General features: G+C 64.7%; 17 protein-coding genes and 1 pseudogene. 13 read left to right on the top strand and 5 right to left on the bottom strand.

Annotation, left to right across the window (positions count from 1 at the left end):
• From QCM77_RS26425 to QCM77_RS26405, 5 genes and pseudogenes are all read left to right on the top strand, one after another.
• Window positions 1-158 (top strand): annotated as a pseudogene (locus tag QCM77_RS26425) (chemotaxis protein CheW); the annotation flags it as partial.
• A gap of 31 nt (window positions 159-189) precedes the next feature.
• Entirely contained in the window at window positions 190-576 is a 387-nt protein-coding gene (locus tag QCM77_RS26420) for a response regulator (RefSeq protein WP_027568377.1), read from the top strand.
• A gap of 58 nt (window positions 577-634) precedes the next feature.
• Window positions 635-1,516: a CheR family methyltransferase gene (locus QCM77_RS26415; protein ID WP_279685526.1), complete on the top strand. Its 882-nt coding sequence runs from the start codon at window positions 635-637 to the stop codon at window positions 1,514-1,516.
• Between the two features lie 2 nt (window positions 1,517-1,518).
• Complete coding sequence (locus QCM77_RS26410; protein WP_279666926.1) at window positions 1,519-1,836, top strand: PilZ domain-containing protein; 318 nt, start codon at window positions 1,519-1,521, stop codon at window positions 1,834-1,836.
• A 142-nt stretch (window positions 1,837-1,978) separates the two neighbouring features.
• Window positions 1,979-2,482, top strand: coding sequence for a response regulator (locus QCM77_RS26405; RefSeq protein ID WP_279666927.1), 504 nt, complete (start codon window positions 1,979-1,981; stop codon window positions 2,480-2,482).
• 52 nt (window positions 2,483-2,534) lie between these two features.
• On the opposite strand, the gene QCM77_RS26400 is transcribed toward QCM77_RS26405, so the two are convergent.
• Entirely contained in the window at window positions 2,535-2,825 is a 291-nt protein-coding gene (locus QCM77_RS26400; protein ID WP_279685524.1) for a hypothetical protein, read from the bottom strand.
• Between the two features lie 151 nt (window positions 2,826-2,976).
• Here QCM77_RS26400 and QCM77_RS26395 point away from each other — a divergent pair, with 151 nt between their 5' ends.
• Window positions 2,977-3,612 carry a response regulator transcription factor gene (locus tag QCM77_RS26395; RefSeq protein WP_279666929.1) on the top strand — a complete coding sequence of 212 codons (636 nt, stop codon included), beginning with the start codon at window positions 2,977-2,979 and terminating at the stop codon, window positions 3,610-3,612.
• A gap of 104 nt (window positions 3,613-3,716) precedes the next feature.
• Here the strand turns inward: QCM77_RS26395 and QCM77_RS26390 are convergent, their stop codons facing one another.
• Together QCM77_RS26390 and QCM77_RS26385 are read right to left on the bottom strand one after the other, a co-directional pair.
• The gene (locus tag QCM77_RS26390) at window positions 3,717-7,313 is read right to left on the bottom strand and encodes a PAS domain S-box protein (protein ID WP_279685522.1); all 3,597 of its coding nucleotides are present in this window, start codon (window positions 7,311-7,313) and stop codon (window positions 3,717-3,719) included.
• Window positions 7,291-7,710: a response regulator gene (locus QCM77_RS26385; RefSeq protein WP_279685520.1), complete on the bottom strand. Its 420-nt coding sequence runs from the start codon at window positions 7,708-7,710 to the stop codon at window positions 7,291-7,293. The genes QCM77_RS26390 and QCM77_RS26385 overlap by 23 nt, the downstream gene beginning before the upstream one ends.
• Window positions 7,711-8,105: 395 nt before the next feature.
• On the opposite strand from QCM77_RS26385, the gene QCM77_RS26380 reads away from it, so the two are divergent.
• On the top strand, window positions 8,106-10,286 hold the full coding sequence (locus QCM77_RS26380) for a methyl-accepting chemotaxis protein (RefSeq protein WP_279685518.1): 2,181 nt from the start codon (window positions 8,106-8,108) through the stop codon (window positions 10,284-10,286).
• A 91-nt stretch (window positions 10,287-10,377) separates the two neighbouring features.
• Here the strand turns inward: QCM77_RS26380 and QCM77_RS26375 are convergent, their stop codons facing one another.
• On the bottom strand, window positions 10,378-11,094 hold the full coding sequence (locus tag QCM77_RS26375) for a GntR family transcriptional regulator (RefSeq protein ID WP_279685516.1): 717 nt from the start codon (window positions 11,092-11,094) through the stop codon (window positions 10,378-10,380).
• A 94-nt stretch (window positions 11,095-11,188) separates the two neighbouring features.
• On the opposite strand from QCM77_RS26375, the gene QCM77_RS26370 reads away from it, so the two are divergent.
• The 6 genes from QCM77_RS26370 (at window position 11,189) to QCM77_RS26345 (ending at window position 17,479) form a co-directional block, all read left to right on the top strand.
• Window positions 11,189-12,208, top strand: a complete 1,020-nt coding sequence (locus QCM77_RS26370; RefSeq protein WP_279685515.1) for an ABC transporter substrate-binding protein — start codon at window positions 11,189-11,191, stop codon at window positions 12,206-12,208.
• A complete protein-coding gene (locus tag QCM77_RS26365; protein ID WP_279685514.1) occupies window positions 12,208-12,969 on the top strand; it encodes an ABC transporter ATP-binding protein in 762 nt (253 codons plus the stop codon). Before QCM77_RS26370 ends, QCM77_RS26365 begins: the two co-directional genes overlap by 1 nt.
• A gap of 10 nt (window positions 12,970-12,979) precedes the next feature.
• On the top strand, window positions 12,980-13,837 hold the full coding sequence (locus QCM77_RS26360; RefSeq protein ID WP_279666936.1) for an ABC transporter permease: 858 nt from the start codon (window positions 12,980-12,982) through the stop codon (window positions 13,835-13,837).
• Entirely contained in the window at window positions 13,834-15,573 is a 1,740-nt protein-coding gene (gene araD / locus QCM77_RS26355) for an L-arabinonate dehydratase (RefSeq protein ID WP_279685513.1), read from the top strand. The genes QCM77_RS26360 and araD overlap by 4 nt, the downstream gene beginning before the upstream one ends.
• Window positions 15,574-15,583: 10 nt before the next feature.
• Window positions 15,584-16,303, top strand: coding sequence for a ribonuclease activity regulator RraA (locus tag QCM77_RS26350; protein WP_279685511.1), 720 nt, complete (start codon window positions 15,584-15,586; stop codon window positions 16,301-16,303).
• A gap of 84 nt (window positions 16,304-16,387) precedes the next feature.
• Window positions 16,388-17,479, top strand: coding sequence for an SMP-30/gluconolactonase/LRE family protein (locus QCM77_RS26345; protein ID WP_279685510.1), 1,092 nt, complete (start codon window positions 16,388-16,390; stop codon window positions 17,477-17,479).
• A 174-nt stretch (window positions 17,480-17,653) separates the two neighbouring features.
• Here the strand turns inward: QCM77_RS26345 and QCM77_RS26340 are convergent, their stop codons facing one another.
• Window positions 17,654-19,759, bottom strand: coding sequence for a S9 family peptidase (locus QCM77_RS26340; RefSeq protein WP_279685509.1), 2,106 nt, complete (start codon window positions 19,757-19,759; stop codon window positions 17,654-17,656).
• Window positions 19,760-20,019: the final 260 nt, after the last annotated feature.

Here is a 20,019-nt window from a genome sequence, read left to right as displayed (position 1 = left end):
GGCTTGCCGAGGACGGCATGGAGGAAAACCCCGTCAACCTCGATCCCCGCATGGCCAAGCTCGCCGGCGGCGTCCACCGCCTCGACGGTCAGCTCATGGTCGTCCTCGACGTCGATCGCGTCCTCGAACTCAAGACCGAAGTGCAGATGGCTGCGTGAGTCCCAAAAACATCGAAGCCGGAGAACCAAAATGAAGACGTGTTTGGTGGTCGATGATTCCAGCGTCGTGCGCAAGATCGCGCGCCGGATCCTGGAAGGCCTGGAATTCGAAGTCACCGAGGCCGAGGACGGATCCAAAGCCCTCGAGGTCTGCCAGCGCAAGCTGCCCGACGCGGTGCTGCTCGACTGGAACATGCCGGTGATGGACGGCTTCGAGTTCATGGGCCACATGCGCCGCCTGCCCGGCGGCGACCAGCCCAAGGTCGTGTTCTGCACCACCGAAAACAACGTGGCTCATATTGCTCAGGCGCTCAGCGGCGGCGCCAACGAGTACATCATGAAGCCCTTCGACAAAGACATCATCGCCGACAAATTTGCTGAAGTCGGCCTGATCCCGGTCGGACAGGCCATGGTCTGAGTGTCTGGCGGAGTGTTCCAGCCAGAGTGTTCCCAGTACAGCTTCCGAGAGGCTATCAGTGACCCCGACCGAGTATGAGTATCTGCGTAAGTTCCTGAGGGATCATTCCGGGCTCGATCTGTCCGCAGACAAGCAATATCTGATTGAAAGCCGGCTGCTGCCGCTCGCCCGCAAGGCCGGGCTCTCCGGCATCGGCGAACTCGTGCAGAAGCTGCAAGGCGCTGGCTCGGGCGCACTCGTCACCAGCGTGGTCGAGGCGATGACCACCAACGAGACCTTCTTCTTCCGCGACAAGGTCCCGTTCGATCATTTCCGCGACACCATCATGCCGGAGATCATCAAGGCCCGCGCCGGCCGCCGCAGCGTGCGCATCTGGTGCGCCGCCGGCTCGACCGGGCAGGAGCCCTATTCGCTGGCGATGAGCCTGAAGGAGATGGGTGCGGCCCTGACCGGCTGGCGCGTCGAGATCATCGCGACCGACCTGTCGCAGGAGGTGCTCGAGAAGGCCAAGGCCGGCATCTACAGCCAGTTCGAAGTGCAGCGCGGCCTGCCGATCCAGATGCTGATGAAATATTTCAAGCAGACCGGCGAGACCTGGCAGATCAATCCCGAGCTGCGGGCGATGATCCAGCACCGGCAGCTCAATTTGCTGCATGATTTCGCCCAGCTCGGCACCTTCGACGTCATCTTCTGCCGCAACGTGCTGATCTATTTCGACCAGGACACCAAGATCAACATCTTCAACCGCCTGGCACGCCAGATCGAGGGAGACGGCTTCCTGGTGCTCGGCGCGGCCGAAACCGTGGTCGGATTGACCGACACGTTCAGGCCGATTCCGGAGCGGCGCGGTCTCTACAAGCCGAACGATCCGCGTGTCGCAGCCGCCAGGCCGGCTCTCGCCGGCGCAGCGCCGCGCATGGCGGTCATGGCAGGACGATAGGCATGGCCGAGGATGGCAAGGGCGCGGAACGCGTGACGTTCAGTCGTGGCTATGATGTCTGCATCATGGCCATCGATGGCACCTGGCGCCGCGACTGCAAGCTCAACGCGATCTCCGACACCGACGCCATCCTCACGGTGGAAGGTTCGATTCAGGGCCTGAATCTGAAGGAGTTCTTCCTGTTGCTGTCGTCCACCGGCCTCGCCTACCGCCGCTGCGAGCTGGTGCGCGTCAACGGCCTCGAAATGGACATCCAGTTCCTGCGCGGCAAGAACCGGAAGAAGCGCGGCGCGGCCGGTGGCCGTGACGAGGCGGCGTGATCGTCACGTGCGTCTCGTCGCCGTTTGCTTAAGTCGTTGGTTCATATTTGCTGAAACATCCAACTGAATTTGCCGTAGCGACTTTACGTCGCCTAAGCGCGAACCGTGTATCCATTGCCGGTCTCAATCTCAGGATACGGTAATGCCCAGAAGCCCTCTCTCCCCCCTCCCGTCAAACCTGCCCGGCGGCGCCGAGCGGCGCGCATTTCAGCTTCTGGTGGTCGATGACGACGCCACGCAGCGCAGCCTGATCACGGTCGCGGCCAGACAGGCCGGCCATGAAGTCACCGTGGCGCCGTCCGTGGCGGAAGCGATCGAAAAGCTCCGCACCGCGCGCTTCGACTGCGTGACACTCGATCTCGTGCTGGAGGATGGCGACGGCATCGACGTGCTGGGCGAGATGGCAAAGGCGAAATTTGCCGGCGCCGTGATCGTCATCAGCGGCATGGACGGCAAGCGCCGCAGCGCCGCTCGCAGCTTCGCGCGTTCCGTCGGGATCGGGCTCCAGAGCCTGCCCAAGCCGCTGGATCTGGCGGCGTTGCGCATCAGCCTCGCCAATCTCGGCAAGACCGCGATGGGCCTGCCGGCGATCCACACCTGGGGTGGTGTCGCCACCGACGCGATCGTGGAACTGCACCGCGCCTGAGCTGCGGGGCTGCCATGCGATGCGATGCGGCCGCGGCCGCACCGATCGCGACCTACAGCGCGCTGCCAGCTTCCGACAGGCATTCCAGGGCGTGGCCGAGGCCCGCCCTGCAGGCGTCGAGGGCGGCGCACGCCGTGGCATACCGAGGCGTGACGTCGTCGAGTACGAAGACGTCGGCGGAACCTTCCGGATCGCTGCCGTGTTCTTGATCCATGGCTGTGGCGATCCGGCGCATGCTGGTCTCGATCTGCGAGATCAGCACGCGAAGGTCAGCCGCAATCAGCTCACGGCTCTCGACTTCGGGCATTGCGACCAGAGGCGGCGTACCGGCCAAATTTAGCATGGATATTCTCCGTCCTCTGCAATTAGGCGCGTTGCCGCTACTTGTGCGTTAAGTCCATGTCCCGTACAAATACGGGTGGGCCGAATCCGCGCCGAACGCCATAACGGTTGGCGCGGACGCGAGTCCTTCATGCCAACCGGATGTGTGGCACATGGCCGAACAAAGCTCTCGCGGTGAAATCTTCGTGGTCGACGACGACGCTGCCGTTCGCGACACCTTGTCGATGGTGTTGAAGGCGGCGGGCTATGAGGTGATCTGTTTTGCGGACGGCGCAGCATTGCTCTCCGTCGCGCGAAACCGCACACCTGCGGCGATCCTGCTCGATGTGCATATTCCCGGCAAGGGAGGTCTCGACATTCTGAAGGAGTTGCACGGCGAGGACTATCCGGCGCCGATCTTCATGATCTCCGGGCAGGGCGACATCGCGATGGCGGTGGGCGCCATCAAGAGCGGCGCGCTCGACTTCATCGAGAAGCCGTTCCGCGGCAGCGAGATCGTCGGCCGGCTCGACGAGGCGATCGGGGCCTATGCACGCAGGCAGGCGGAGAACGCGGCGCCGAAATTCGGCTCGCTGCATTTCCCCGGACGCGAGCCGTTGACGCGCAGGGAGCGCGAGGTGCTCGAGCAGTTCGCCGCCGGTGCCTCCAACAAGGAAGCCGGTCGCACGCTCGGCATCAGCCCGCGCACCATCGAGGACCACCGCGCCAACATCATGAAGAAGCTCGGTGCGCGCAATGCCGCCGACCTGATCCGCATCGTGATGACCGCGGCCCAGCGCGCGTCGTAAGTCTTTCGGTAGAGTTTTCGTAGCCCGGGTGAGCGAAGCGATACCCGGGAACGCTGCCGCAGAGTCCCGGATGTCGCTTCGCTCATCCGGGCTACGGGTTCGCCTTACCCGTTCAACGCCTTGCGGATGATCCGCGCCAGATCCGATTTGCGATAGGGCTTCGCCAGCAGCAGAACGCCGGAATCCAGCCGACCGTGATGGATGATCGCGTTCTCGGTATAGCCGGACGTGTAGACCACCCTGAGATCGGGACGCGTCCTCTGGAGTTCGTCGGCGAGCTGCCGTCCGTTCATCCTGCCGGGCATGATGATGTCCGTGAACAGGAGGTCGAACGGTTTTCCGGCGGCGACGATTGCGAGCGCCTCCGCGGCGTTCGCCGCCTGCAAGGTGACGTAACCCAGCGAATGCAGCTGCGCCAGCACGTAGTCGCGCACCAGCCGGTCGTCCTCGACCACCAGGATCGTCTCGTGTCCGCCCTCGATCGTCGCCGGCGTCACGCCCTCGCCGACCACCGTCGGCGTCTTGCCGGGCGGCAGGTACATCTTGATCGTGGTGCCGTGACCTTCCTCGCTGTAGATCTTGATATGGCCGGCGGACTGCTTGATGAAGCCGTAGACCATCGAAAGCCCGAGGCCGGTGCCCTTGCCTGGTCCCTTCGAGGTGAAGAAAGGGTCGAATACCCTGGCCAGCATGTTGGCGGGAATTCCGGTGCCGGTGTCGCTCACGGCGATCAGCACGTAGTGGCCTGGCCGGACGTCGTTGACGCTGGCATAGACCTCGTCGAGATAAGCGGCGCCCGTCTCCACGATCAGCTTGCCGCCGCGGGGCATGGCGTCGCGGGCGTTGAGCGCGAGGTTGAGCATCGCGGTGGTAAGCTGGTTGGGATCGACGATCGCGACGCAGCTCTCCGCCTCGAACACGGACTCGATCTGGATCTGCTCGCCCAGCGTCGGCCGCAACAGCTTCGCAGTGTCGATGATCAGCGAGTTGATATCGATCTCGCGCGGCTGGAGCGGCTGCTTGCGCGCAAACGCCAGCAGATGCTGCGTCAGCTCGGCGCCACGCCCGGCGGCCTCGTCGATCATCTTCGTGATCGCTGCAAGCTCCGGCTCCTTGGCTACAGCGTCGGCCAGGATCTCGATCGTGCCGGTGATGACGGTGAGGATGTTGTTGAAGTCGTGCGCCACGCCGCCGGTGAGCTGGCCGACCGCCTCCATCTTCTCGGCATGGCGGATGCGCTCCTCGGCCGCGATCTTGTCGGTAAGGTCGCGGTAGAACACGTTGAACAGGATGCCCTCGCGGCGCCGCAGCGCCGTGACGCTCAGCTCGGCCTTGAACTCCTTACCGTCGCGGCGGCGAACCATCAGCTCGCGGCGGCGGTTGAGCGTCCGGCCGTCCGCGGACTCGACGAAACGCGCGAGGCCGGCATTGACCCTCCTGCGCTCACCCTCCGCGACGATCAGATCGACCGCATTCTTGCCCAGCGCCTCGTCGCGCCGCCAGCCGAACAGCTGTTCGGCCCGCGAGCTCCAGTTCAGGATGCAGCTGGTCTCGTCGGTCTGGACGAAGGCGTCGAGCGAGGTCTCGACGATGTTGCGGGCGAGCCGCTCACTCTCGCGCAGGGATTCCTGCGCGAGCCGGGCCTCGGTCATGTCGCGCCCGACGAAGAAGAAGCGCTTGGCCTGGGCGGACCAGTTGCCGAGCCAGGACAGCCAGACCTCGTGGCCGTTCTTGTGCAAACAGCGGGTGTCGGCGAGCTTGGGACGTTCGCCGCGCCGCATCGCGCGCATCTCGCCGCGCGATTGGTCGAGATGGTCGGGATGAATGAAATCGGCGCCGCTGCGGCCGATCATCTGCTCGGGCCGGTAGCCGAGAATGACCTCGCTGCTCGGACTGATCTGCGCGATATGGCCGTGCGCGTCCATCACCATGATCAGATCCTGCGAGGTCTCGAAGATCTGTCGTCGTTCCTCGAGCTGCTGCTGCAGCGCCCGCTCGGTCCGTCGCGCCTCGGTCAGGCTGCGGGCCGACCCGGAGACGCCGATGATCTCACCCGACGGCCCCCGGATCGGGGAGAGGCTGAGCGAGATCTCCACCGGCGTGCCGTCCTTGCGCAGGCGCACCGTCTCGAAGCGCTCGATCGGCTCGCCCCGGGCGATCCGCCGTAGAATGTCCTTGCCCTGCTCGCGACGGTCGGGCGGGACAATGATCGAGGTGGATTTTCCGATGGCCTCGTTGGCCGAATGGCCATAGAGGCGTTCGGCGGCGGGATTCCAGCCGGTGATGATAGCATCGAGCGATTGCATCACGATCGCATCGTCGGAGGATTCGACCGCGGCGCTGAACAAGCGCTCGCGCGCTTCATGATGGCTTCGCGCGGCCTCGGTGCGGCGATGCTCCTCGACCTCGCGTTCGAGAGCGGCCGTCTTCGCTCGCGTCTCTTCGACCATCCGGGCAAAGGCCCGCGCCAGCACGCCGGTCTCGCCGCTGGCATCGACGGGAATGTCGGCGGGCCGTCCGCTTCCGATCGCCTCCACCGCCGCGGTCAGACGTCCGATCGGACGCGTCAATGAGCGCGCCAGAAGCACCGCGAGCGAAGCCGCGGCGAGGACGGCAAGCACGCCGACGAGCAGGGAGGTCTTTTGGATGGCCGCCGGCACGCGGGCGAACACGGACGGGGGAACTGTCTCGATGATTGCGACCCATTCCTTGCCCGCAAGCAGCGCCGGCGCGATCGCCGCGCCGCTCGGCCGGCCCGACCCGTCGGTCAGAAGCTGCGTGGATCCCTCCACCGTGCCAACCAGGGTTGCAAAAAATGGAAAGTCATTGCGCCAGTTGGTGGGGTGGCCTCGCAATGAGCCGAATTCTCGCGCGCGATCGGGATGGACGAGATAATCGCCGCGCGAGTTCACGACGTAAACCTCTCCCCCTGAGCCCGCGGCCGAGCGGACGCCGTCGAGTGCCGGACGCATGTCGATATTGGCGATGATGATACCGAACGGCTTGCCGTCCTGTGTGAACAGCGGCGTCGCGACTCGCAAAGTCGGCGTGTGAAAGACCGTGGTCCCTCCCTGGCGGGTGGCGAGATCGATCGGCGAAACGTAGATTTCGCCCGGCGCCAGTCGAATTGTTTCCTGAAAATAGGTTCGCTCGCTCTTGCGCTCCAGTTCGCTGTTGGGGACGATCCGTGCCGCTCTATTCGGGCCGGAGCGATCGACGCGGACCAGCTCGCGCTGGTCGTCGTCGAGACCGATGATTCGGAACTGTCCGTAGCGGGGTTTGGCCTCGATCTCGGCCGCGAGCCGCGCAGCGATGCGGTCGCGCCAGGTTTGCTCCGAAACGCCGTCAAGGGCGTCGATGCCTCCGCCGAGGTGAGCGCGGATCAGGCCATTGATGGCCGCAGCGGAGCGATAGCCCGCCAAATCGCCGCGAGCTCCGGCAACGTAGGATTCAAGATTGGTCGCCCGCAGGCGTGACTGGGCTTCGATGCGTTCCAGGACTCGCGGAATGACGGCTTGGGTGGTGTTGCGATAGCCCAGCCAGCCGACTGCGGCCACGGTCACCGCCACCAGCAGGATCATCGCGATGGCCAGCCGCGTGGTGAGCGTCATGGGGATGTTCGCACCGCTTCTCGAGGCGCCGCGCCTGTTCTGGTCTGGAACAGAACGGGCGTCCTCATCATCGGCTACTGGTGCTGACATCGGGCCCCTCCGGCTTGCCCGCGTCCAGGCAGCCGTCGACCGCGGCGAGCAGCGCCTCGGCTCTGAACGGCTTCTGCAGGCTCGCCAACGCACCGAGCTTGGTCGCCATCCTTAGAAAATCCGGCTCCGCATGGGCGTCAAGCGTGATCGAGCGGCCGGAAATGACAATGATCGGAATGGCCGCCTGTTGCGCCCGGATGTGGCGCATGGTCTCCAGCCCGTCCATGCCGGGCATGAAGATGTCGAGAAACAGCAGGTCGAATTGATTGGTCTCGAACAGCGCGAGCCCCGTGCGGCCGTCGCCGGCGACCGTCACGTGATGACCGGCCCTCTCCAGGAGCAGCCGGATCGTGAGCTGGACGGCCGGATCGTCATCCACGATCAGGATGTTGGCCACGTCTGGAATCCTCCGGGCCGGGTGGGACGTCTTCCGGCGACCGCAAATCAAAGCCATCGAGCACGAAATGGTTGCGCGGATTCTGCCCAGCCTGCAAGCACTTCGCGACCGGTGCGAGGGTTGGCCGCCACAACCGATTCCACTGATGCTTCCATATGCATGCCTTCGTGCACAAGACCTTGAGCGCATGGCGTAAGATCTTACGCCATCTCCGGAAAGACGGCGGAACTATATTTCTCGCCGTAGTTGCACGGAACCGGAGTTTCACCGAGAATTAAAAGCTCATCGATTAGAATTGCCGTCAGTTTCAGCAGTCAATTGTCAAGGCGTCGCATCGCTCACGTTTGGGCACCCAGCGAAACCGGCCGATCAGCCGATATCAGGACGAGATCCCAATGTTCAAATCGATGGCGGATACCGGAATTCGCACCCGGCTGCTCGGCGGCTTCGCGCTGATCTGCATCCTGCTCGCGGCGACCGTGATCTATACGGTCTCCGTCGTCTCCGACGTGTCCTCGCGCATCAACCAGGTCGTGCAACAACGGGCGCCGGTCGCGATCGCGAGCACCGAGCTGGTCGGCAATCTCTACTCCACGCTCTCGACGCTGCGCGGCTACCTCCTGACCGGCGACGCGCAGGCAAAGCGCGACCGCGCGGCGGTCTGGGCCGAGCTCGATCGCACCGCGGCCGCGGTCGACCACATGGCCGAGGGATTTTCCAGCCCGCAGAACCAATCCAATTGGCGCGAGGCGAGGGCGCTGATCGCGGGATTCCGCCAGGCCCAGGACAGGGCCGAGCTGGTCGCCTTCACCCCGGCGGCCTATCCGGCGAGCGAACTCCTGGCGAAGGAGGCCGCGCCGCTGATCGCGACGATGTTCGCCGAGATCACCGCGATGATCGACGAGGAGGAGAAGCTGGACGCGACGCCGCAACGCAAGCGCCTGCTCAAGACCTTCGCAGACGTCCGCGGCAATCTCGCCGCGGCGGGATCGCAACTGCGGCTCTACGTGGCCTCGGGTGAAGCCGCCGACCGCGACAAGTTCGAGAAGCCGCTCGCGACCTTCCGGGCCGCGCTCGCCTCGGTCGGGATGCAGGAGGAGCTGCTCACTCCCACGCAGGGGACCGCCTATCAGGCCATCGTCAAGGCCAACGAGGCCTTCGCGCCGCTGCCGGGGAAGATTTTCGCGATCCGCCAGACGCCGCAATGGAACGCGCCGGTCTTCCTCTTGTCCACCGAGGCGGCTCCCCGCGCGGCACGGATCCTCGATCTCCTCGACGGCAGGAAAGACGCCGAGGGCAAGCGCGCGGGCGGCCTGAAGAGCGACCAGCAGTCGAAGCTCGCGGAGGACGCCCGCAGCGTGGCCGACGAGGTCGAGAAGCTGCTCCTGCTGCAATGGATCCTGCTCGCCGCAGGGCTTGCGCTCGGGACGGCGATCGCCATCCTGGTGGCCCGCTCCATCACGGGTCCGATCGTCGAGCTGGTGGCCGATTCGGCGCGGCTGTCCAGCGGCGATACCAGCGTCGAATTCAGGACGGCGCAGCGCGGTGACGAGATCGGAATCGTCTCCCAGGCGGTGGCGAAATTCCGCGACAACGTCATCGCCCAGCAGCAGGCGGCGGCGAATCTCGCGCGTGAGGCCGAAGCGCGCGAGGCGGCCAACCGCAATGTGGAGCATGCGGTGGAGGAATTCCGCGTGACCTCGCACGATCTTCTCGCATTGGTCGGCGAGAATGCCGGCACCATGCGGATCACCGCACAGGGCCTGAGCGGCATCGCGAACGAGGCGACCAGCCAGGCGGCTTCCGCGGCGAACGCCTCCGAGCAGACTGCCGCCAACGTCCAGACTGTGGCCGCGGCGGCGGAAGAGCTCGCGAGCTCCATCGTCGAGATCGGCCGGCAGATTGAATTGTCGAACGCGACCGTGCGGTTGGCGGGCGACGTGACCGCGCGCTCCGAGGTCGAGATCGAGGGCCTCGCCCAGGCGGGCCAGAGGATCAGCTCCGTCGTCGACTTGATCGAGGCGATCGCCGCCCAGACCAACCTGCTGGCGCTCAACGCCACGATCGAGGCGGCGCGCGCCGGCGAAGCCGGCCGCGGTTTTTCCGTGGTGGCGTCCGAGGTCAAGGCGCTGGCCGATCAGACCCGCAATGCGACGCAGGAGATCAGCCAGCACATCGCCGCGATCCAGAATTCGACCGGCAGCGCAGTTGCCTCCGTCAAGGAGGTCGCAACCGCGATGCGCCGGATCGACGAGGTGACGGCGGCGATCGCCAGCGCCGTGGAGCAGCAGGGCGCGGCGACGCGGGAAATCTCTCAGAACGTCCAGATGGCGGCGTCGGGAACACAGACGCTCGCCACCAGCATTGTCACCGTCTCCGGCGCGATCTCGGAAACCAACCGCTCGGCCGACAACGTGATGGGGGCGGCGAACCAGGTTTCGGGGGCGGCCGAGCGTCTTGCCGCCGAGGTCCAGGCCTTCTTCGTCAAGCTGCGGAGCGGTCCGATGGACCGCCGCAAGGTTGCCAATTCCGAGTATCGCGAGCCGGAGCGGCGAACCGCCGCGCCCAAAGCATGATCCGGAAAAGTGCGAAGCGGGTTTCCGAAAAGATCATGCTCAAACAACAACCTAAAGCGCGATGATGATTCATCCTGATCTCATTGCGCTTTTAATCGGTGAGGTACTCGGGATAGTGGCTTCGGATCTTGTCGAGCTCGCTCAGCGTGCCCGACAGGTGCTTGCGCAGATGCTGTTGCGCGGCATCGGCGTCCCCGGCCTCGATCGCGCGCGTGATCAGCTTGTGGTGGCGGACGATGTTCTGGGCCTTGCCGGGTGAGGGCAGGTGCAGCCGGCGTAGCCGGTCGATATGTCCGCTGCGGCTGCGCACCAGCGTCCAGAGATCCTGCTTGCCGGAAGCGGCATAAAGCTGCGCGTGAAAATCATTGTCGCCAGCGATGAAGCTCTCGAAGTCTCCGGCCTTGGCGAATTGCTGCTGAAGCGCGATCGTCTGGTCGAGGCGGATGACCAGGGCGTCGTCATGCTGCTCCGCGAGCAGCCGGACGATTTCGAGCTCCAGCGCCTGACGAAGGAAATGGGCCTGCTCGGCGCGGCCGACATCGACCCGGCTGACGACGGTCGCGTGCTGCGGAAACACGTCGACCAGCCCTTCTTCCTCCAACCGCATCAAGGCATCGCGGATCGGCGTCGAGCTGACGCCGAATTGCGCGGCGAGGTCGGTGCGCGACAGCGGCGAGCCCGGCGGCAGTTCGAGCGCAAGAATGGCGTTGCGCAGCCGCTCGAACACTTGCGGTGCCGCCTGCCGGGCCCGGTCGAGCCGCGCGCCGGGGCGGGCGGCCGCGCGGGACGCGGGTTGGGCTGTTTCCATGCGAAGAGCTCCGGCGGCCTTGCCTTTGATGCACTAATGCATTAGTGCATCAGTCGGATCGCTCGTCAATGGCGGCCGGAGGAAACGAACAACAATGATCAAGCAATTGCAGTGTGGCCTCGCAGCCGTCGCCCTGATCGCCGCAACGGCGCTGTCGGCCTCGCCCGCGAAGGCGCAGCAGAAGTCCGAGATCGCACTGTCGCGGCAGCCCGGCATTTTCTACATGCCGAGCCACATCATGGAGAAGCAGAAGCTGATCGAGAAGCACGCAGCTTCTCTCGGCGTCTCCGGTGTCACCACCAAATGGATCACCTTCTCCGGCGGCGGCGCGCAGACCGATGCGCTGCTCGCAGGTGGCGTCGACATTCTCAACACCGGCACGGGCAATCTGCTGCTGCTGTGGGACCGCACCCGCGGCGGCGTCAAGGGCATCGTCGCGACCTCGGCGCAGCCGATGACGCTGATCAGCCGCGACGCCGACATCAAGTCGATCAAGGATTTTGGCCCCAGCGACAAGATCGCTGTGCCGACCGTGAAAGTCTCGACCCAGGCGATCGTGCTCCAGATCGCCGCCGCCGAGGCTTTCGGCGCCGACCAGTGGGCGAAGCTCGACGTCAACACCGTGCAGCTAGGCCATCCCGACGCCTATGCAGCGCTGTCCAATTCCAAGCACGAGGTGCACACCCACTTCTCGATCCCGCCCTTCACCTTCCTGGAGCTGAAGAACGTGCCGGGCGCGCATGTCGTGCTGAGCTCGCCGGACGTGATGGGCGGCCCGCTGAGCCAGGCGCAGTTCTTCACCACGACGAAGTTCGCCGATGCCAATCCGAAAATCATCCAGGCCGTGCGCGACGCCACCAAGGAGGCGCAGGATCTGATTCGCAGTGACACCAAACAGGCGGTCGAGATCTACAAGGAGATCACCGGCGACAAGACCTCGGTGGAAGAGCTGCTCGACCTGCTTAGGGAGCCCGGCATGATGGAGTGGAATCTCGAGCCGCAGGGCACGATGAAATTCGCCGCCCATCTGTTCAAGACCGGCACGCTGAAGACTCAGCCCAAGGCCTGGACCGACTATTATCTTCCCGTCGCGCACGATCTGAAGGGCAACTGATGGCGCTGCTCGACGTCAGCTCCGTGACGCTGCGCTACAAAACCTCCAGTGCCGTCGTCACCGCCACGGAAAGAGTGAGCTTCACCGTCGACAAGTCCGATCGCTTCGTGCTGCTCGGGCCGTCCGGCTGCGGCAAGTCGACCCTGCTCAAGGCCGTCGGCGGCTACATGGCGCCGAGCGAAGGCCGAATGACCATCAACGACCGCGAGATTCGAGGTCCCGGCGCCGACCGCATGATGATCTTCCAGGAGTTCGACCAGCTCCTGCCCTGGAAGAGCGTGCTTGGCAACGTGATGTTTCCGCTGCTCACCGCGCGAAAACTGTCGCGCAAGGACGCCGAGGCCCGCGCGCGCGCCTATATCGAGAAGGTCGGCCTGACACGCGTGGTCGAGGCCTATCCGCACACGCTGTCCGGCGGCATGAAGCAGCGCGTCGCGATCGCGCGCGGCATGGCGATGGAGCCGGATATTTTGCTGATGGACGAGCCGTTCGCCGCGCTCGATGCACTGACGCGCCGAACCTGCCAGGACGAGTTGCTCCAGCTCTGGAGCGAGACCAAGTTCACCGTGCTGTTCGTGACGCATTCGATCGCCGAGGCGATCCGGATCGGCAACCGCATCCTGCTGCTGTCGCCCCATCCCGGCCGCGTCAAGGCCGAGGTGGTCGACGTCGACAAGGTCTCCAATGAGGATGGCAGCGCCGGCCGGCTGGAGAAGGAGATCCACGATCTCCTGTTCGCCTCCGAAGCAACGGCGCATTGAAGGAGCCGCCATGGGCGAAGCCAGAATATTGCTGCGTGACGCGCCGGTCGCCGGCGGCGCAACCGAGGTCGAGCGCAAGCTGAGCGTGCTTGAGCTGTTGTGGAACGACGGTCTTGTTCGCAAGACCGTCATCATCCTGTTCCTGGCCGCGGTCTGGGAAGCCTACGGCCTCACGCTCGACAATCCGCTCCTGTTTCCGACACTGCACGACACCGTCATCACGCTGTTCGACCGCGTGAAGGACGGCACGATTCCGATGCGGGCCTGGGCCTCGCTGAAGGTGCTGTTCATGGGCTATTCGGCGGGCATCGTGCTCGCCGCGATCTTCACCGTGCTCGCGATCTCCACCCGCATCGGCACCGACTTCCTCGAGACGGTGACGGCGATGTTCAATCCGTTGCCGGCGATCGCGCTGCTGCCGCTCGCCTTGATCTGGTTCGGTCTCGGTAACGGCAGCCTCGTCTTCGTGCTGATCCATTCGGTGCTGTGGCCGGTCGCGCTCAATACCCATTCCGGCTTCAAGAGTGTCTCGAACACGCTGCGCATGGTCGGGCGGAATTACGGTCTGCGCGGGCTGCCTTATGTGGCGAAGATCCTTATTCCCGCGGCATTCGGCTCGATCCTCACCGGCCTGAAGATCGGCTGGGCCTTTGCCTGGCGCACGCTGATCGCGGCTGAGCTGGTGTTCGGCGTCTCCTCGGGGCAGGGCGGGCTCGGCTGGTTCATCTTCGAGAACCGCAACCTCCTCGACATACCTGCGGTCTTCGCAGGCCTCTTGACGGTGATTATCATCGGGCTTTTTGTCGAGAACCTGATCTTCCGCGCCATCGAGCGGAACACCGTGCAGAAATGGGGCACCCAATCATGACCAAGAAGAAAATATCGCCCGACCAGCTCCGTAGCGCGCGCTGGTTCGCGCCCGATGATCTCCGTTCGTTCGGCCACCGCTCCCGCACCATGCAGATGGGCTACGCGCCGGAGGAGTGGAAGGACCGCCCGATCATCGCGATCCTCAACACCTGGTCGGACGCGCAGCCCTGCCACATGCATTTCAAATCGCGCGTCGACGACGTCAAGCGCGGCATCCTGATGGCCGGCGGCCTGCCGCTGGAGTTGCCGGCACTGTCGCTGTCGGAATCGTTGTTGAAGCCGACCACCATGCTCTATCGCAATCTGCTGGCGATGGACGCGGAGGAGCTGCTGCGCAGCCATCCCGTCGACGGCGTGGTGCTGATGGGCGGCTGCGACAAGACCACGCCGGCACTGCTCCTCGGCGCCACCTCGATGAACATTCCGGCGATCTATCTGCCCGCAGGCCCGATGCTGCGCGGCAACTGGAAGGGCAAAACGCTCGGCTCGGGCTCGGACGGCTGGAAATACTGGGACGAGCGGCGCGCCGGAAAAATCTCCGACAAGGACTGGCTCGACATCGAAGCCGGCATCGCGCGCAGCTACGGCACCTGCATGACCATGGGCACGGCTTCCACCATGACCGCGATTGCCGAGGCGATCGGCATGACGCTGCCGGGCGCCTCCTCGATTCCCGCCGCGGACGCCAACCATATCCGCATGGCCTCTGAATGCGGCCGACGGATCGTCGAAATGGTCTGGGAAGATCTGACGCCGAAGACGATCCAGACCCGCAAGGCTTTCGAGAACGCCATCGCCGTGGCGATGGCGATGGGCTGCTCGACCAATGCGATCATCCATCTGATCGCGCAGGCTCGCCGCGCCGGTCTCGACATCGGCCTCGACGATTTCGAGATTGCGAGCCGCAAGGTGCCCGTCATCGCCAACGTGCGGCCGAGTGGCGATGCCTATCTGATGGAGGACTTCTTCTATGCCGGCGGCCTGCCGGCGCTGATGGGCCAGATCAAGCCGCACCTGCATCTCGATTGCATCACGGTCACCGGCAAGACTCTCGGCGAGAACATCGAGGGAGCCGAGGTTCACAATGACGACGTGATCCGCTCGATCGACAATCCCATCTACAAGGAAGGCGCGCTCGCCGTGCTCAAGGGCAATCTCGCGCCAGACGGCTGCGTCATCAAGCCCTCCGCCTGCGCCCCGCGGTTCCTCAAGCACACCGGGCCTGCCCTGGTGTTCGACGACTATCCCGCGATGAAGAAGGCGGTCGACGATCCCGATCTCGACGTCACCGAGGACCACATCCTGATCCTGCGCAATGCGGGACCGCAGGGCGGACCGGGCATGCCGGAATGGGGCATGCTGCCGATCCCGACCAAGCTTGTGAAGCAGGGCGTGCGCGACATGGTGCGGATCTCGGATGCGCGTATGAGCGGCACCAGCTATGGCGCCTGCATTTTGCACGTCGCCCCCGAATCCTATGTTGGCGGTCCGCTGGCGCTGGTGCGGAACGGAGATCGCATCACGCTCGATGTCGCCGCCCGCACCATCAATCTCGATGTGTCGGAGGCCGAACTGGAAAAGCGCCGCGCCGCCTGGAAGCCGCCGGAGCGCCGCTTCGAGCGCGGCTATGGCTGGATGTTCACCAAGCACATCAAGCAGGCCAATGATGGCTGCGACTTCGACTTCCTCGAGACCGATTTCGGCGCGCCGATCGGCGAGCCGTCGATTTACTAGAGAGCACCAAATGACCAAACTCACCGAAGCCACCCGCAACAAGCTCAAATCCGTCTCCACCGCCACGGTCGCCACCGCCTTGTTCAAGCGCGGCCTGCGCATCCAGATGATCCAGGATGTGCACCCGCTCGGTGCCGATCAGCCGACCATGGTTGGTGAGGCCTTCACGCTGCGCTACATGCCGGCGCGCGAGGATCTCAACACCATCGACGTCTTCAAGGACCGCTCGCATCCGCAGCGCAAGGCGGTCGAGGATTGTCCGGCAGGCAGCGTGCTGGTGATGGACAGCCGCAAGGACGCGCGCGCGGCGTCAGCCGGTGCGATCCTGGTCACCCGCTTGATGAAGCGCGGTGTCGCCGGTGTCGTCACCGACGGCGGTTTTCGCGATTCAGCCGAGATCGCCAAGCTCGGTATCCCCGCCTACCACCACCGCCCGAGCGCGCCGACCAATTTGACGCTGCATCATGCGATCGAGATCAACGTCCCGATCGGCTGCGGTGATGCGCCGGTGTTTCCCGGCGACGTCATTCTCGGCGACAGCGACGGCGTGATCGTGATCCCCGCGCATCTGGCCGACGAGATCGCCAACGAAACCTTCGAGATGACCGCGTTCGAGGACTTCGTCACCGAGGAAGTCAACAAGGGCCGCGGCATTTTTGGTCTCTATCCGGCGACGGATCCGCAGACGCTTACCGACTTCGCCGCATGGCGGAAGGCGAACGGCCGGTAAGGCCCACGCGCCGGCACCAAGTCATATCAAGAAACAGGCCGGCCGCACCAAGCGCCGGCCTTAATTCACCCAGGGAGGACGCTTATGAATTTCACACGACGCAATCTGTTGGCCGGCGCTGGCGTGGCGGCGGCTTCCACGTGTCTCGCCCGCGCCGCCGGCGCCCAGTCGTTTCCGTTCACGCCGAACCAGCGCTACCCGGACCCGGCCATCCAGATCCTCGATCCGGGCTTTGGAAAATACCGGCTCTATTCCTCGACGCTCGAGCAGGTCGCGACCGGCATGCGCTGGGCCGAAGGGCCCGCCTATTTCCCCGAAGGCGGCTATCTGCTGTTCTCGGACATTCCCAACAACCGGATCATGAAGTTCGACGAGAAGACCGGGCAGACCAGCGTGTTCCGCGCCAACGCCAACTACGCCAATGGCAATGCGCGCGACCGCCAGGGCCGCCTCGTCAGCTGCGAGCACTCCGTCACCCGCCGCATCACCCGTACCGAGAAGGACGGCAAGATCACCGTGCTCGCCGACAAGTTCGACGGCAAGCGGCTGAACGCGCCGAACGACATCGTGGTGAAATCCGACGACAGCATCTGGTTCACCGATCCGCTGTTCGGCATCAACGGCGAGTGGGAGGGCAAGAAGGAGAAAGCCGAGCAGGCCACCACTAACGTCTACCGCATCACCAAGGACGGCAAGATCAGCGCGGTCCTCACCGACCTCATCAATCCGAACGGCCTCGCCTTCTCGCCGGACGAGAAGAAGCTCTACATCGTCGAGTGGAAGGGGACGCCCAACCGCAGCATCTGGAGCTACAATGTCGGCGACGATGGCAGCCTCAGCGGCAAGACCAAGCTGATCGACGCCGCCGACCAGGCCTCGCTCGACGGTTTTCGCGTCGATCGCGACGGCAATCTCTGGTGCGGCTGGGGCTCCAACGGCGCGCTGCAATCGGAGCCGACCGACATCGGCGGCCGCAAGGTGTTTCAGCTCAAGGGCAAGCCCGAAGATCTCGACGGCGTGATGGTGTTCAACGCGGACGGCAAGCCGCTCGCCTTCATCAAGCTGCCCGAACGCTGCGCCAACCTCTGCTTCGGCGGCCCCAAGAACAACCGTCTCTATATGGCCAGCAGCCACTCGGTGTATGCGCTCTACGTGGAGGCGCACGGCGCGGTGTGAGGCGGCTTGATGTCGTCCCGGCGAAGGCCGGGACCCATAACCCCAGGGAATAGTTTGGCGAAGACTCGGAGTCGTCGTGTTTTCGCGCGGTACTGGCACCGACCTTTATCGGATAGATCACGCTGTATGGGTCCTGGCTTTCGCCAGGACGACGATGGGGAGGCATATGAGCGCCTACACCCCAGTCTCCGCCATCCCAACCGCCCACAGCGCGAACGCATAGACGATCGCGACTTCATCCAGCCGGTTGAAGCGCCCCGAGGCGCCGCCGTGGCCGGCGCCCATGTTGGTGCGCAGCAACACCGGGCCGCCGCCGCTCATGGTCGCGCGCAGGCGCGCGATCCATTTGGCGGGCTCCCAGTAAGTGACTCGCGGGTCAGTCAACCCGCCCATCGCCAGGATCGCGGGATAGTCTTTCGCCGCGACATTGTCGTATGGCGAGTATGACAGGATGGTGCGGAAATCGGTCTCGCTCTCGATCGGGTTGCCCCATTCCGGCCATTCCGGCGGCGTCAGCGGCAGCGTGTCGTCGAGCATGGTGTTGAGCACGTCGACGAACGGCACTTCGGCGACGATGCCGGCGAACAATTCGCCGGCACGGTTGGCGACCGCGCCCATCAGCATGCCGCCGGCCGAGCCGCCGTGGCCGACGATGCGCGTTGCGCGGGTGTACTTCGCATCGATCAGCGCGCGGGCGCTGGCTGAGAAGTCGTCGAACGAATTGGTCTTCTTCTCGCGCTTGCCGTCGAGGTACCAGCCCCAGCCCTTGTCGGCGCCGCCGCGGATATGGGCGATGGCGTAGACGAAGCCGCGATCGACCAGCGACAGCCGGTTGGCGCTGAACGAGGCCGGCATCGCCATGCCGTAGGAGCCGTAGCCGTAGAGCAGCAGTGGCGCCGCGCCGTCGAGCTTGAGCCCGCGGCGATGAAGGATCGACACCGGCACCTCGGCGCCGTCCTGCGCCTTTGCCATGATGCGGGTCGTGACGTAGTCGCTCGCATTGTGGCCCGACGGGATCTCCTGGCGCTTGCGCAGGGTGCGGGTGCGGCTGGCCATGTCGTAGTCATAGACTTCCGACGGCGTGGTCATCGACGAGTAGGCAAAGCGCAGCGTCGTCGTGTCGAACTCGTAGGAGCCCATCGTATCCAGCGAGTAGGCCGCTTCATCAAATGCGATGGCGTGTTCCTCGTTCGAGGCGAGGTCGCGGATCACGATGGACGGCAACGCGTTGGCGCGCTCCAGCCACACCAGATGGCCGGCATAGAGATCGAGGTCGATGATGTAGATGCCGGGACGATACGGGATCAAATCGCGCCAGTTCTTGCGCTCGGGAACGCTAAGCGGTGCGCTGACGATCTTGAAGTCGATGGCGTCGTCGGCATTGGTGAGAATGAAGAGCTCGTCGCCGCGGTCGGCGAGCGAATATTGCACGCCTTCCTCGCGCGCCGCGACCAGGCGCGGCGGCGCTTCGGGGTTACCGAGATCGATCAGCCGCTGCTCGGAGGTCTCGTGATCGCCGCCCGCGATCACGCAGAAGCGGCCGCTGGTACTCTCGTGCAGATGGGTGAACCAGCCGGAATCCTGCTCCTCGTAGACCAGCGTGTCGTCGGCCTGCCTGGTGCCGAGCTTATGCCGCCACACCTGCATGGGGCGATGATTGTCGTCGAGCTTCACATAGAAGAACGACGTCGCGTCCTTGCTCCAGACCACGCCGCCGTCGGTCTCCTCGACGACGTCGTCAAGATCCCTTCCGGTCGCCCAGTCGCGCACGCGGATGGAGAAATATTCCGAGCCCTTGGTGTCGGCGCTCCAGGCCTGCAGCTTGTGGTCATTCGAGTGCCGGCTGCCGCCGAATTTGAAATATGTGTGGTCCTTGGCGAGCGCATCGCCGTCGAGCACGATATGGCCCTCGCCGCCATCGCGCGGCATGCGGCCGAACAGCTCGTGCTGGCCGCCTTCGCGGAACTTGCGGAAATAGGCGAAGGGACCGTCCGGCGACGGCACGCTGGAATCATCCTCCTTGATCCGACCCCGCATCTCGCGCACCAGCGTCTTCTGGAGGGCTGCGGTATGGCCGAGCAAGCTCTCGGTGTAGCCATTCTCTTCGTCGAGATATTTGCGGATGTCGGGATCGAGCACCGCGGGATCGCGCAGCACCTCCTGCCATTTCTCGTCCTTCAGCCAGGCATAGTCGTCGGTCACGGTAATCCCGTGCCGCGTGAAGGAATGCGGCCGGCGCGGGGCGACGGGCGGCTGGGAAGGCGTTTTGGCTTGTGTCACTCGATCCTCGTTGCGTGTCACGTTCGTGCGGCGCTCCTTCTTTACCTCTCCCCGCTTGCGGGGAGAGGTCGGATCGCACTTGCGATCCGGATGAGGGGGTACAGGTCCGTCGACGATCTCCTGCGCGGAGAGAGGCCCCTCACCCCAACCCTCTCCCCGTAAGAACGGGGAGAGGGAGAAGAAAGCTACGCACTGTCTTATATCGTCTCGATTCCGCGAATTGCCAGCGCCGCTGCGCCAAGTCGCGGGGTTGTTGGGGC

This window comes from Bradyrhizobium nivariense, from assembly GCF_029846695.2.
In the GTDB taxonomy this organism is placed as follows: Bacteria; Pseudomonadota; Alphaproteobacteria; order Rhizobiales; family Xanthobacteraceae; genus Bradyrhizobium.
This window is presented reverse-complemented; position numbering and strand designations above follow the sequence as displayed.

What these genes read in the sequence shown, in the direction of transcription:
- QCM77_RS26390 (WP_279685522.1), bottom strand. Translation starts at nt 7,313, where the DNA reads ATGTCAGCACCAGTAGCCGATGATGAGGACGCCCGTTCTGTTCCAGAC.
- QCM77_RS26410 (WP_279666926.1), top strand. Translation starts at nt 1,519, where the DNA reads ATGGCCGAGGATGGCAAGGGCGCGGAACGCGTGACGTTCAGTCGTGGC.
- QCM77_RS26345 (WP_279685510.1), top strand. Translation starts at nt 16,388, where the DNA reads ATGAATTTCACACGACGCAATCTGTTGGCCGGCGCTGGCGTGGCGGCG.
- QCM77_RS26360 (WP_279666936.1), top strand. Translation starts at nt 12,980, where the DNA reads ATGGGCGAAGCCAGAATATTGCTGCGTGACGCGCCGGTCGCCGGCGGC.
- QCM77_RS26350 (WP_279685511.1), top strand. Translation starts at nt 15,584, where the DNA reads ATGACCAAACTCACCGAAGCCACCCGCAACAAGCTCAAATCCGTCTCC.
- QCM77_RS26375 (WP_279685516.1), bottom strand. Translation starts at nt 11,094, where the DNA reads ATGGAAACAGCCCAACCCGCGTCCCGCGCGGCCGCCCGCCCCGGCGCG.
- QCM77_RS26370 (WP_279685515.1), top strand. Translation starts at nt 11,189, where the DNA reads ATGATCAAGCAATTGCAGTGTGGCCTCGCAGCCGTCGCCCTGATCGCC.
- QCM77_RS26395 (WP_279666929.1), top strand. Translation starts at nt 2,977, where the DNA reads ATGGCCGAACAAAGCTCTCGCGGTGAAATCTTCGTGGTCGACGACGAC.
- QCM77_RS26420 (WP_027568377.1), top strand. Translation starts at nt 190, where the DNA reads ATGAAGACGTGTTTGGTGGTCGATGATTCCAGCGTCGTGCGCAAGATC.
- araD (WP_279685513.1), top strand. Translation starts at nt 13,834, where the DNA reads ATGACCAAGAAGAAAATATCGCCCGACCAGCTCCGTAGCGCGCGCTGG.
- QCM77_RS26380 (WP_279685518.1), top strand. Translation starts at nt 8,106, where the DNA reads ATGTTCAAATCGATGGCGGATACCGGAATTCGCACCCGGCTGCTCGGC.
- QCM77_RS26365 (WP_279685514.1), top strand. Translation starts at nt 12,208, where the DNA reads ATGGCGCTGCTCGACGTCAGCTCCGTGACGCTGCGCTACAAAACCTCC.
- QCM77_RS26405 (WP_279666927.1), top strand. Translation starts at nt 1,979, where the DNA reads ATGCCCAGAAGCCCTCTCTCCCCCCTCCCGTCAAACCTGCCCGGCGGC.
- QCM77_RS26400 (WP_279685524.1), bottom strand. Translation starts at nt 2,825, where the DNA reads ATGCTAAATTTGGCCGGTACGCCGCCTCTGGTCGCAATGCCCGAAGTC.